The 12,603-nt window shown below is 70.1% G+C and carries 9 protein-coding genes; 6 read left to right on the forward strand and 3 right to left on the reverse strand.

Annotated elements, in window-relative coordinates; all coding sequences use genetic code 11:
• The first annotated feature begins 4 nt into the window (after positions 1–4).
• The 6 genes from ACFZBP_RS27150 to ACFZBP_RS27175 all read left to right on the forward strand — a co-directional run bounded on the left by ACFZBP_RS27150 (position 5) and on the right by ACFZBP_RS27175 (position 9,473).
• Positions 5–697 (forward strand): hypothetical protein, encoded by a 693-nt coding sequence (locus ACFZBP_RS27150; RefSeq protein WP_391416793.1) that lies wholly within the window; start codon positions 5–7, stop codon positions 695–697.
• A gap of 30 nt (positions 698–727) precedes the next feature.
• Positions 728–2,761, forward strand: coding sequence for a thioredoxin domain-containing protein (locus ACFZBP_RS27155; protein WP_383460377.1), 2,034 nt, complete (start codon positions 728–730; stop codon positions 2,759–2,761).
• A gap of 202 nt (positions 2,762–2,963) precedes the next feature.
• Positions 2,964–4,253 (forward strand): glycosyltransferase, encoded by a 1,290-nt coding sequence (locus ACFZBP_RS27160; protein ID WP_383460380.1) that lies wholly within the window; start codon positions 2,964–2,966, stop codon positions 4,251–4,253.
• Positions 4,250–5,899, forward strand: coding sequence for a phospholipid carrier-dependent glycosyltransferase (locus ACFZBP_RS27165; RefSeq protein WP_391416796.1), 1,650 nt, complete (start codon positions 4,250–4,252; stop codon positions 5,897–5,899). The genes ACFZBP_RS27160 and ACFZBP_RS27165 overlap by 4 nt, the downstream gene beginning before the upstream one ends.
• Positions 5,896–7,077, forward strand: coding sequence for a glycosyltransferase (locus ACFZBP_RS27170; RefSeq protein WP_391416799.1), 1,182 nt, complete (start codon positions 5,896–5,898; stop codon positions 7,075–7,077). The genes ACFZBP_RS27165 and ACFZBP_RS27170 overlap by 4 nt, the downstream gene beginning before the upstream one ends.
• A complete protein-coding gene (locus tag ACFZBP_RS27175; protein ID WP_391416801.1) occupies positions 7,074–9,473 on the forward strand; it encodes a galactose oxidase-like domain-containing protein in 2,400 nt (799 codons plus the stop codon). Before ACFZBP_RS27170 ends, ACFZBP_RS27175 begins: the two co-directional genes overlap by 4 nt.
• Positions 9,474–9,566: 93 nt before the next feature.
• Here ACFZBP_RS27175 and ACFZBP_RS27180 read toward each other — a convergent pair whose 3' ends face one another.
• Genes ACFZBP_RS27180 through ACFZBP_RS27190 form a run of 3 tightly spaced genes read right to left on the reverse strand, consistent with a single transcriptional unit; the run spans position 9,567 to position 12,513 of the window.
• A complete protein-coding gene (locus tag ACFZBP_RS27180) occupies positions 9,567–10,301 on the reverse strand; it encodes a Mut7-C RNAse domain-containing protein (RefSeq protein ID WP_391416803.1) in 735 nt (244 codons plus the stop codon).
• Positions 10,302–10,334: 33 nt separating this feature from the next.
• Positions 10,335–10,964, reverse strand: coding sequence for a TetR/AcrR family transcriptional regulator (locus ACFZBP_RS27185; protein ID WP_383460395.1), 630 nt, complete (start codon positions 10,962–10,964; stop codon positions 10,335–10,337).
• Between the two features lie 4 nt (positions 10,965–10,968).
• Entirely contained in the window at positions 10,969–12,513 is a 1,545-nt protein-coding gene (locus ACFZBP_RS27190) for a DHA2 family efflux MFS transporter permease subunit (protein ID WP_391416806.1), read from the reverse strand.
• Between the last annotated feature and the right edge of the window lie 90 nt (positions 12,514–12,603).

Below are 12,603 nucleotides of genomic sequence, written 5' to 3' on the forward strand. Positions count from 1 at the left end.
AGACATGAGTTGGGCGAACAACGGGCCCGCGGGTGCGCCGCAGGGACAGCCGTACACGCCACCGCAGCCTCCGCCGCCGCAGGGGCCCCAGCAGCCGCGTTGGGCCTGGTGGGTTGGCGGGATCCTGATCCCCCTGCTGGGGATCCTTGTCTCGGTGCTGGTGAGCCAGTCGAACTCGTCGGGCGACGACGGCGACCGGAACGTGGAGTCGGCGCCCACTTCGGCCGCGCGGTCCGGCGGCGACGGGGGGCAGGGCGGCGGCGAGACGCAGAGCAGCGCGCCGCCGGCGGCCGCCGCCGAGACGTGGGAGAAGGTCTACGGGCCCGTCAAGCTCGAGGTCGAGAAGACGGACATCTCCGGAACGAAAATCGACCTGGACACGCCGAAGCAACCCCTCGCGAATGCCGGCGACGGGGCGGACTTCTCCTTCGGGGCGGAGTTCCTCGATCCGTCGCTCTCGGTCCCTGACGACGCGAAGTACCTGGCGCCGTGGCCCGACCCCGGTACCGCACCGACGCCCGAGGGCTGTATGGAGAGCGTGGACACCAACGGTAGCTACAGCGCGACGGTGAAGCGGGGCGAGCAGTACTGCCTGCTGACCGGCGAGGGCCGGATCGCCCACATCAAGGTCCGCACCGCGCCGGACAGCGGCGGCGGAATTCTCGACGTGACCGTCTGGGAGTCGCCTGACGCGTGACCCGTGGGGTACTGCGGCAGGATGGACCCCATGCCGAACCGACTGGCTCACGAGACGTCCCCCTACCTCCTCCAGCACGCGGACAACCCCGTCGACTGGTGGCCGTGGTCGGCCGAGGCCTTCGAGGAGGCCCGTAGGAGTGGCAAACCGGTCCTGCTGAGCGTGGGGTACAGCAGTTGTCACTGGTGCCATGTCATGGCGCACGAGTCCTTCGAGGACCAGGAGACCGCCGACTACCTCAACGCCCACTACGTCAGCGTCAAGGTCGACCGCGAGGAGCGTCCCGATGTGGACGCCGTCTACATGGAGGCCGTCCAGGCGGCCACCGGCCAGGGCGGCTGGCCCATGACCGTGTTCCTCACCCCGGACGCCGAGCCCTTCTACTTCGGCACGTACTTCCCGCCCGCCCCCCGGCAGGGCATGCCGTCCTTCCGGCAGGTGCTGGAGGGGGTGCGCAGCGCCTGGGTGGACCGGCGGGACGAGGTCGCCGACGTCGCCGGGAAGATCACCCGGGATCTCGCCGAGCGGGAGATCTCCTACGGCGGCAGCGAGGCACCCGGTGAGGAGGAGCTGGCGCAGGCGCTGCTCGGGCTGACGCGGGAGTACGACCCGCAGCGGGGCGGGTTCGGGGGCGCGCCCAAGTTCCCGCCGTCCATGGTGATCGAGTTCCTGCTGCGCCATCACGCGCGGACCGGCTCCGAGGGCGCCCTGCAGATGGCGCGGGACACCTGCGAGCGGATGGCCCGGGGCGGTATCTACGACCAGCTCGGCGGCGGGTTCGCGCGGTACTCCGTCGACCGCGACTGGGTCGTGCCGCACTTCGAGAAGATGCTGTACGACAACGCGCTGCTGTGCCGCGTCTACGCCCACCTGTGGCGCGCCACCGGCTCCGAGCTCGCCCGCCGCGTCGCCCTGGAGACCGCCGACTTCATGGTGCGGGAACTGCGCACGAACGAGGGCGGGTTCGCCTCCGCGCTGGACGCCGACAGTGACGACGGGACCGGCCGGCACGTCGAGGGCGCGTACTACGTGTGGACGCCGGAGCAGCTGCGCGAGGTGCTCGGCGAGGAGGACGCCGAGCTCGCCGCCCGGTACTTCGGCGTCACCGAGGAAGGCACCTTCGAGGAGGGCTCCTCGGTGCTGCAACTCCCGCAGCAGGACGGCCTGTTGGATGCCGAGCGGCTCGCCTCGATCCGCGAGCGGCTGCTCCGGCAGCGCGGCACGCGCCCCGCGCCCGGACGGGACGACAAGGTCGTCGCCGCCTGGAACGGGCTCGCGGTAGCCGCCCTCGCCGAGACCGGCGCCTACTTCGACCGCCCCGACCTGGTGGAGGCCGCGCTCGGGGCCGGTGACCTGCTGGTACGGCTGCACCTCGACGACCACGCCCGTCTCGCCCGCACCAGCAAGGACGGCAGGGTCGGCGCCAACGCGGGCGTGCTGGAGGACTACGCCGACGTCGCCGAGGGCTTCCTGGCGCTCGCGTCCGTCACCGGTGAGGGGGTCTGGCTGGAGTTCGCCGGGTTCCTGCTCGACCACGTCCTCGCCCGCTTCACCGACGCGGAGTCCGGCGCGCTCTACGACACCGCAGCCGACGCCGAGCAGCTGATCCGCCGCCCCCAGGACCCCACCGACAACGCGGCCCCCTCCGGCTGGAGCGCGGCGGCCGGTGCCCTGCTGAGCTATGCCGCGCAGACCGGCGCGGCGCCCCACCGCGCCGCCGCCGAGAAGGCGTTGGGTGTCGTCAAGGCCCTCGGCCCGCGGGTGCCCCGGTTCATCGGCTGGGGTCTGGCGGTCGCCGAGGCCAACCTCGACGGGCCGCGCGAGGTCGCCGTCGTGGGGCCGTCCCTCACGGACGAGGGCACAAGGACCCTGCACCGTACGGCGCTTCTGGGCACCGCTCCGGGCGCGGTCGTGGCCGTGGGAACTCCGGAGAGTGACGAGTTCCCGCTCCTCGCCGACCGGCCTCTCCAGCAGGGACAGCCCGCCGCGTACGTCTGCCGCAACTTCACCTGCGACGCCCCGACCACCGATCCGGACCGCCTGCGAACCGCGCTGAGCAGCTGAAACAGAGGCCAAACGGAAGTCCGCAGGGGGCGGTTACGCAACCTGTGTTCGAATTGTTCACTCTCGCGGCTCGTTGTGATGAAACGCGCTCTTCATCGAAAGGGCCTGCACGCTTCACAGATCCCCCCTAATGTCTGCACAGTGACGCGACAGGTGTAACTCACCGTCGCGACAGGGGGCATTGGGGATCTGGGGGGATCTGTTGCTGACGTCTGTATTCATAGCCGTCGTCTCGCTGGCCTTGTTCTGGATGGCGGCTTTCACCCTGTGGTGGCAGATGCACGCGTGGCGTACGCCCGAGGTGCTCGCCTCCACCCGGTTCAGCAGACCGGACGGCGGCGAGCACGTGTCGTTCTCGCTGCTGTTGCCGGCCCGGCACGAACAGGCCGTGCTGGACCACACCATCCAGCGGCTGCTGGAGTCCACACACACCGACTTCGAGATCATCGTCATCGTCGGGCACGACGACCCGGAGACCACGGAGGTCGCCGAGAAGGCCGCCTCGCGTGATCCGCGCGTCCGGGTCGTCGTCGACACCCACGAGAAGAAGAACAAGCCGAAGGCCATGAACACGGCACTGCCGCACTGCCGCGGCGACGTCGTCGGGGTCTTCGACGCCGAGGACCAGGTCCACCCGGAGCTCCTCGCGCACGTGGACCACGCGTTCCGCACCACCGGGGCCGACGTCGTCCAGGGCGGCGTCCAGCTGATCAACTTCCACTCCAGCTGGTACAGCCTGCGCAACTGCCTGGAGTACTTCTTCTGGTTCCGCTCGCGCCTGCACCTGCACGCGCAGAAGGGGTTCATCCCGCTCGGCGGCAACACCGTCTTCGTCCGCACCGACGTGCTGCGGGAAGCCGACGGCTGGGACCCGAACTGCCTCGCAGAGGACTGCGACCTGGGCGTGCGGCTGTCCAGTGTCGGCAAGAAGGTCGTCGTCGCCTACGACTCCGACATGGTGACCAAGGAGGAGACGCCCGGCAGCCTGATGTCGCTGCTCAAGCAGCGCACCCGCTGGAACCAGGGCTTCCTGCAGGTCTACCGGAAGAAGGACTGGAAGCAACTGCCCACCTTCGGGCAGCGGTTGCTCGCCCGCTACACGCTGATGACGCCGTTCATGCAGGCCTTCACCGGGCTGATCATCCCGCTCAACATCGTGATCGCCGTCTTCCTCGACGTGCCGGTGGGCGTCGCCTTCGTCACCTTCCTGCCGGCCGTCACCGCGCTGGTCACCTTCGTCTTCGAGGTCGTCGGACTGCACGACTTCGGCAAGCAGTACGGACTGCGCGTCCGCTTCGCCCACTATCTGAAGCTCATCGTGGGCGGCCCCTTCTACCAGGTGCTCCTCGCCGGTGCCGCCGTCCGCGCCGTCTGGCGTGAGCAGCGCGGCCGCAACGACTGGGAGCTCACCACCCACGTCGGCGCGCATCTCACCCACGCCGAAACCCGTGCCGGAACGGCCCGAGACCTCCGAGAGGACGTCACCGCGTGACCTCCACCCTTCCCGCGGTGACCACTCCGAAGGTCCCCGCGCAGAGACGACCTGTCCCTACGCAGCGTTCGACCGGCCGAACGGAGCCGCCGGGCCGGCTCCGCTCCTCCCGCCCCGACCTGATCCTGTGCGGCCTGCTCCTCGTCGCGATCCTCGTCGTACAGGGCTGGAACATCGCCGACTACCCGACCCTCAGCGACGACGAGGGCACCTATCTCGCCCAGGCCTGGGCCGTCCAGGAGGGCCGGGGACTCGCCCACTACACCTACTGGTACGACCACCCGCCCCTCGGCTGGATCCAGATAGCCCTGCTGACCTGGATACCCGCCGCGCTCAGCCCCGACTCGATGACCGTCGGCACCATGCGCGCCGCGATGCTCGTCATCAGCGCGGTCAGCGCGGTCCTCGTCTACGTGCTCGGCCGGCGCCTGTCCCTGCCGCGCTGGGCGGCCGGTCTCGGCATGGTCCTGTTCGGCCTCTCCCCGCTGTCGGTCGTGCTCCAGCGGGAGATCTTCCTCGACAACCTCGCGGTGATGTGGACGCTGCTCGCCTTCGCGCTCGCCGCCTCCCCGAGCCGTCACCTCTGGCACCACTTCGGCGCGGGCATCGCCGCCGCCACGGCCGTACTGACCAAGGAGACGATGCTCTTCGTCCTCCCCGCCGTCTTCGTCACCATGTGGCGGCACAGCCACCGCGACACCCGCAAGTTCGCCCTCACCGGCGCCGTCACCGCCTGCGCGCTGATCGGCCTGTCGTACCCGCTGTTCGCGCTGCTGAAGGGCGAGCTGTTCCCGGGCGGCGGGCACGTGTCGCTGTGGGACGGCATCAAGTACCAGATGACCAGGCCCGGTTCGGGCTTCATCCTCGACCAGGGCTCCGGCTCCTGGGGCGTGCTCCAGTCGTGGCTCTACTACGACCGCGTCCTCATCGTCGGCGGCCTCGCGGGCGGTCTGCTGCTCCTGCTCACCTGGCGCTGGTCGGTCACCGCCCGCGCCCTGGCCGGACCCTCGTGCGCGGTCGTCATCCTCGCCCTCGTCGCCATGCGCCCCAGCGGCTACCTGCCTGCCATGTACGTCATCCAGGCCCTGCCCTTCCTCGCCCTCGTCCTCGCCGGAGGAACGGCCTCCGTCGCCCACGCCGTACTGCGCCGGCGGCGGTCCGAGGCGGAGAAGCGGTACGTCACCGGCGCGCGGTACGCCCTCGCGGCCGCCCTCGCCCTCGCCGCCTGCGCCTATGTCGTACCGCGCTGGTACGACGGTGCCCGCACCGCCGTCACCGCCGACGCCAACGCGCCCTACCAGGCCGCCTCGAAGTGGCTGTCCACCGAGGTGGCCGACCCCGAGGACACCCGGGTCCTCGTCGACGACGCCCTGTGGCTGGACCTCGTGCACGCGGGGTACGAACCCGGGCTCGGCGCCATCTGGTTCTACAAGGCCGACCTCGACCCGGCCGTGACGAAGGCGATGCCGCGCGGCTGGAAGGACCTCGACTACGTGGTCGCCTCGCCGACGGTACGGCGGGACGCGGTCGACCTGCCCAACGTCCGGGCGGCGATGGAGCACTCGACGCCGGTCGCCGTGTTCGGCACCGGCGAGGACCGCATCGAGATCCGCCAGATCCAGACAGCCCCCGGAGGCGTGCGATGACCCATGAATTCACCGCCCGGGGGGAGCTGGGCGAACCGTCCGTCGAAGCGGCCGAGGTGCCCGAGCCGGGCGCCGTCACCGTCGTCGTACCGACCTTCAACGAGTCGGGCAACGTACGGCAGCTGCTGCACCAGATCACCGAGTCCGTGCCGTCCCGGCTGCCCTGCGAGGTCGTCTTCGTGGACGACTCCACCGACGACACCCCGCAGGTCATCAAGGAGGCGGCCCAGGACTGCCCGTTCCCGGTCACCGTCATCCACCGCGACGAACCCGTCGGCGGGCTCGGCGGCGCGGTCGTCGAGGGCATGAAGGCGGCCGGGTCGGACTGGATCGTCGTCATGGACGGCGACTGCCAGCACCCGCCGTCGCTCGTCCCGGAGCTGGTCGCCACCGGTGAGCGCGCGAACGCCGGGCTCGTCGTGGCCTCCCGGTACATCAAGGGCGGCAGCCGGGCCGGGCTCGCGGGCAGCTACCGCGTGGCCGTGTCGCGGATGGCGACCTGGCTGACCAAGTCCCTGTTCCCGCGCCGCCTGCACGGCATCAGCGACCCGATGAGCGGCTTCTTCGCGATCCGCCGCAGCGACATCACCGCCGAGGCGCTCAAGCCACTCGGCTACAAGATCCTGCTGGAGCTGGCGGTCCGCAGCCGTCCGCGCACGGTCACCGAGGTGCCGTTCGTGTTCCAGGAGCGGTTCGCGGGGGAGTCCAAGTCCACGGCGGCGGAGGGACGCCGCTTCCTGCGCCACCTCGCCGGGCTGCGTACGGCGGACCCGCTGGCCCGCATGGTCGTGTTCGGGCTGATCGGCCTGACCGGCTTCGTGCCGAACCTCCTCGCGCTGTGGGCGATGACCCGGGCGGGGCTGCACTACCTGCCCGCCGAGATCGTCGCCAACCAGTTCGGCGTGGCCTGGAACTTCCTGCTCATCGAGAAGCTGCTGTTCCGCGACCGACGCGTCCACCGCCACTGGGCCGACCGCACCGTCCGGTTCGCGCTCCTCGCCAACGCCGACCTGGTGCTGCGGATACCGCTGATCGCGCTGCTCGTCGGCCAGTTCGGGCTGGCCGTCCTGCCGGCCACCGCGCTGGCCCTGGTCATCACGTTCGTCCTGCGCTTCGTCGGGACCGAGGCGCTGGTCTATCTGCCGCGCAGGAGCCGCACAGCAAGGAGTACTGCATGAGATCGAGACCGAGAACGGCCTTGCTGGCCGTGTTGGGCCTCACCGGAGGTCTCCTCCTCACCGCACCCCAGCCCGCGTCCGCCGCCAACCTCATCAAGAACCCCGGCTTCGAGACCGCCGGCACCGACGACATGCCGTACTGCTGGAAGAAGTCCGGCTGGGGCGACAACGACTTCACCTTCACCACGACCACCGACGCCCACAGCGGCGGCAAGGCCATGAAGGTCGAGCTGACCCGCCGCGTCGACGGCGACCGCAAGGCGCTCATCACCGAGTCAGCCGAGTGCGCGCCGGTCGTCACGCCGGGCAAGCAGTACGACCTGGGGCTCTGGTACAAGTCGACCACCCCGGACGCCTCGGTCACCCTGTTCCGGCACGACCCGACGGCGGGCTGGCAGTACTGGACCGACCTCAAGACGCTGGACATGGCGGCCGGCTGGACCGAGGCGACGGTCCGCACGCCCGAGGTGCCGACCGGCACCGACCGGATCGCCTGGGGCGTCTCCGTCTACGGCACCGGCTCCGTCACCACCGACGACTACACGATGGACCAGGTCGCCGACCCCGTCCCCGACCCGGTGTGCACCGGTACGGCCGAGGAGTGCGCGAACGGCCGCTGGGACGTGCTGCCCACGCAGAACCCGGTCCGCTCCATGCACTCCGTCGTCCTCAACAACGGCAAGGTGCTGCTGATCGCGGGGTCCGGCAACGACCCGACGGCGTTCGAGGCGGGCACGTTCACCAGCGCGGTCTACGACCCGCAGAACGGCACGTACAAGCAGATCCCCACGCCGAAGGACATGTTCTGCGCGGGGCATGTGCAGTTGCAGGACGGCCGCGTCCTCGTGATGAGCGGCAACAAGGGCTATCCGTCGGCCGACGGCACGATCGGCTACCAGGGCTACAAGGACTCGTACGTCTTCGACCCGGTCACCGAGACCTACAGCAGGACCAACGACATGAACGACGGCCACTGGTACCCGTCGGCCACCATCCTCGGCAACGGTGACGTGATCTCCTTCGGCGGACTGAAGGAGGACTCGTCCGGTTCCGTCACCGCCGAGCTGTGGTCGGACGCCGAGCAGAAGTGGCTGGAGCTCTGGAAGGTCAACCAGACCTGGTCCTACTGGGGCCTGTACCCGTCGATGATCCTCATGCAGGACGGCCGCCTCTTCTACTCCGGCAGCCATGTCTTCGGCAACAACATCCCCGGCACCGGCTCGGCGATCTACGACTACGCCGCCAACACCGTCACCCAGGTGCCCGGCCTGCAGAACAAGGACGAGCGCGACCAGTCCGCGAGCGTGCTGCTGCCTCCGGCCCAGGACCAGAAGGTCCTCACCATCGGCGGCGGCAACATCGACTCCAACCCGGACGCCAACCGTCTGACCGACGTCATCGACCTCAAGCAGCCCAACCCGTCCTACGTGGCCGGCCCGCCGCTTCCGCAGGGCACCGTCGACCTCGGCAACGGCAAGGTCCCGCAGACCGGCAACCAGGGCAAGATGTACGTCTCCGCCGTACTGCTGCCCGACGGAAAGGTCCTGGAGACCGGCGGCGCCCTGCACAACCGGGCCAACCCGGTGTACGAGTCGTCGCTCTACGACCCGGCGACGGGCACCTTCGACCCGGTGGCGGCGGACCCGGAGGAACGCGGCTACCACTCGTCCGCCTTCCTGCTGCCGGACGGCCGCGTGATGGCGACCGGTGACAACCCTGGCAACGGCAGCTGGAACCACGACGTGTCGGTCTACACCCCGCCCTATCTCCTCAAGGGCGAACGCCCGACGATCACTTCGGTCATCGACACCGAGTGGACGTACGGCGACACCCAGCGGATCACCGTCGACCGTCCCATCGCCAAGGCCGAGCTGATCCGCCCGGCCGCCGTCACCCACTCCTCGGACCCGAACCAGCGGTTCGTGGACCTCCCGTTGTCGGTGGACGGCAACAACGTCGACCTGAACGTGACGAGCAACCCCAACCTGGCCCCGCCCGGCTGGTACATGCTCTTCGCGGTGGACGCGAACGGCGTGCCCTCGGTCGCCAAGTGGGTCCACCTCCAGGGCCCCCAGGCCCTGAGCGCCACGGACGCCTCCGCGCACGTCCACGACTTCGCCGACAACCTCAAGGGCAAGGTCACGGGCCCCGGCAAGAAGCGGACGTCCCAGAAGGTCAGCCCGACCATCTCCGGCTGCGACCGGCACTACGGCTCCGTCAACGTCTGCGTGCCGACGGACTTCCCGCCGACGGTGAAGGCGACGACGAAGGCCCGCTGCGACTGGCTGAAGAAGAACGACTACGGTCGCCTGAAGGTCAACGGCAAGGACGACCCGCTGGGCCTGGACAGGAACAAGGACGGAATCGCGTGCGCGAAGGGTGATACGGGGCGCTGAGCGCCCCTTCAGGGGCGGCGGGGCTGTATTAGATATGCGGCCCCGCCGCGTGGGCGCGACCAGCCACATACGGCCCGCAGTTCCCCACACCCCTCAACCATCGACGGCGCTCCGGAACGCGACCGCACCCTCGACGATCGCAACAAGCTGCTCATGGTGTGCGCCCTTCCAGTACGCCCGCCCACACTCGCCGCACTGCGCGAAGACGTCGTACGACCGCTGCGTCCCACCCTCCAACTGCTCGGCGACCTCCTCCTTCGTCGCCTCCTTGAGCAGCCCGTTGCAGGCGGTGCACCGGGTCCAGGGCCGCAGCTCGGGCCGGAACCGGTCCAGAACGTCGCGCAGTTGGTCCTCGGGCCGGGTGCTGTAGACGTACGCCCCGGCCCACAGCTCACGCCGCCGCAGCAACCCCCGATCCCGGCTCAGCATGACGCGTCGCTCCGCGGCCGAGAGCGCGGCCAGCGCCGGGTCGCCGATGTCCGTCGACTCGTACGCCGTGTCCACGCCGAGCAGCCGCAGCCGGCGGGCCAGGGTGCCGAGATGGACGTCGAGCAGGAAGCGCAGGGGCGCGCCGGGCACCCGCTGGGGGTGCTGCACGGGGCGTACGGTCACGGACTCGCCCGCCGTCGGGATGTGCGACACCGGCACCTCGCGGCCGTCCACGACGAGGGTGCCGACCTCGGTCAGCGGGACGCCGAGGGACTCCACGACATGGCCGAGGGTCGAGACGCCGTCGGTGGTGACGGCGCCCGCGCCCGCGCGCCGTCCGTTGGGCAGGAAAAGGCGCAGCTCGGGGGCGAACTCGACGTGGATCTCGGGACCGTTCACCTGGCCAGGATGACATGGCCGAGGGCTCGGACCTCAGGACTTTTTCGCGGGAAGGCCGTTCTCTATGACGGTCAGGGCGCGCTCGAGGAGGTCCTGGAGGTCGTCCTCGTAGTCGTTCTCGGCCCAGTAGAGGGAGATCTCCGAGAGGCCGCCGATGAGGGACATCGTGAAGACCCGCACCTCGAAGCTGTCCCGTGGCATGTGCGTCCGGTCGGCGATGGCCTCGGCGAGCATCCGGCCGGTGACCGACATGCTCTCCAGCATCCGGGAACGCACCGCGGGTACCTGGACGAGCAGGTGCGAACGCAGCCGCAGGGCCTCGGGCTCCTCCCGCAGCGCGCCGATGATGGCCAGCCTCATCACGAACCGCAAGGACTCCATCCACGGCTCGTCCGCCGGCCGCCTGCGCAGTTCCTCCAGCAGGATCGGGTCCAACTCGTCCGTGAGGACGATGTCCTCCTTCGTCGGGAAGTAGCGGAAGACCGTGGACGGCGACACCTCGGCGCGCTCGGCGATCTGCTCGATCGTGGTGGCGTCGTAGCCCTGCTCCTTGATCAGCGCGTACGTCGCCTCGCGGATCGCCGTCCTGGTCTTGATCTTCTTCCGCTCACGAAGCCCCAGCTGGGGGCGGTCGGTGAGGGGGGAGGAGTGTGCGGGGGTCATGGGCTCATTGTCGGGCATCGGCCCCCTCGGCAGCCATGTCCGGGGCCTCGGGCTCAGGCGACCCGGGTGGTGTGCTCGGCAGGAACGCCGCCGCCAGCAGGGCGGAGACAAGGGCCGCGGTCCCGCACACCAGGAGCACGACGCCCATGCCGTGGACGTAGGCGTTGTTCGCTGAGGTCACCAGCTCAGGCGCCCCCGCTCGCTCGGCGACGAGATGGGCCGCGACCACGGACTCCCCGGCGGTGTCGGCGGCCCGCGCGGGCAACCCGGTGACGTCGAGCCGGTCCCGGAAGGCGCCGGCGAGCAGGCTGCCGAGCAGGGCGATGCCGATGGCGCCGCCGACCTGACGCAGGGTCATCAGCAGCCCGGAGCCGCTGCCGGCGCGGTCCCGGGGCAGAGCGCTCAGACCGCCGTTCATGGCAGGGATGAGAGAGAGGCCGAAGCCGAGGCCGGTGATGGTGAGCCACAGCGCGACGAAGCCGTAGCCGGAACCGACGGTCGTACGGCTGCCGAGGAACCCGGCGAAGGCCAGCACCACCAGGCCCGCGCTCACCGCGGCCCGCGCACCGAACCGGGCGACGACCTGCGGGGCCAGGCGGGAGGCGACGAGCAGTCCGCCCATCATCGGCAGCAGCCGTACACCGGTGCCCAGGGCGTCGTGGCCTAGGACGGCCTGGAGGTAGGGCGGCAGCACGAACAGCAGCCCGGTCAGGATGAACGTCACCAGGGTCGCGGCGACGGTGTTGAAGAGGAAGCCGCGGTGGGCCAGCAGGGTCATGTCGAGCATGGGGCGCACGACCCGGCGTTCACGCAGCACGAGGGCGGCGATCAGGGCTACCGAGGCGGCCAGCATGCTCAGTACCAGGGGGTCTCCCCAGCCGCGGGTGGGCGCCTCGATGATCCCGTACACGAGGGCGCCCAGCCCGGTCGCGGCCAGCGCCGTCGAGGCCGTGTCGACCTCGGGGGAGGCGGGGTCCTTGGTCTCGGGGAGCAGGAAGACGCAGGCGGCGATGCCGATCGCGGCCATCGGGACGTTGATCAGGAAGACCGAGCCCCACCAGAAGTGGTTCAGCAGCCAGCCGCCGATGATCGGGCCGAGCGGCAGGCCGAGCGCGGAGGCGGCGGAGGTGATGCCGACGGCCTTCGTGCGTTCCTCGGGGCCGAAGAGCGTGGGCAGCACGGAGAGGGAGAGCGGGGTGACCAGGGCCGCGCCGACGCCCATCACGGCACGCGCGGCGATCACCGCGTTCACATCGCCGGCCAGCGCGCCCACCAGCGACCCCACGAGGAAGATCCCGAGCCCGGTGACCAGCATCCGCCGGCGCCCGAACCGGTCGCCGAGCAGGCCGGCGGGCAGCATCAGCGCGGCGAAGACGACCACGTACGCGTCCGCCATCCACTGCTGCTCGCCGGTGGACGCGCCGAGATCGGCGGCCATGGTCGGCAGCGCCACGTTGAGGATCGTCATGTCGAAGCCGAGCGTGAGCATGCTCGCGACCAGCGCGGCCAGTGCCCACCAACGGCGAGGATCTGGAGTGACAGTTTCCATGAAATGAGAGTAGCTCTCAAAAGCTAGTAACTGTCAATCAAATCAGGCGTGCAGAATTGGCACACCAAAAGGGGCCACGGCTCGATGCCG

The organism is Streptomyces sp. NPDC008086 (genome assembly GCF_042957325.1).
Classification (GTDB): domain Bacteria; phylum Actinomycetota; class Actinomycetes; order Streptomycetales; family Streptomycetaceae; genus Streptomyces.

Bases quoted from the DNA above. Each gene is read 5' to 3' on its own strand.
- ACFZBP_RS27150 (WP_391416793.1), top strand. From the start codon at position 5: ATGAGTTGGGCGAACAACGGGCCCGCGGGTGCGCCGCAGGGACAGCCG.
- ACFZBP_RS27155 (WP_383460377.1), top strand. From the start codon at position 728: ATGCCGAACCGACTGGCTCACGAGACGTCCCCCTACCTCCTCCAGCAC.
- ACFZBP_RS27170 (WP_391416799.1), top strand. From the start codon at position 5,896: ATGACCCATGAATTCACCGCCCGGGGGGAGCTGGGCGAACCGTCCGTC.
- ACFZBP_RS27175 (WP_391416801.1), top strand. From the start codon at position 7,074: ATGAGATCGAGACCGAGAACGGCCTTGCTGGCCGTGTTGGGCCTCACC.
- ACFZBP_RS27185 (WP_383460395.1), bottom strand. From the start codon at position 10,964: ATGACCCCCGCACACTCCTCCCCCCTCACCGACCGCCCCCAGCTGGGG.
- ACFZBP_RS27190 (WP_391416806.1), bottom strand. From the start codon at position 12,513: ATGGAAACTGTCACTCCAGATCCTCGCCGTTGGTGGGCACTGGCCGCG.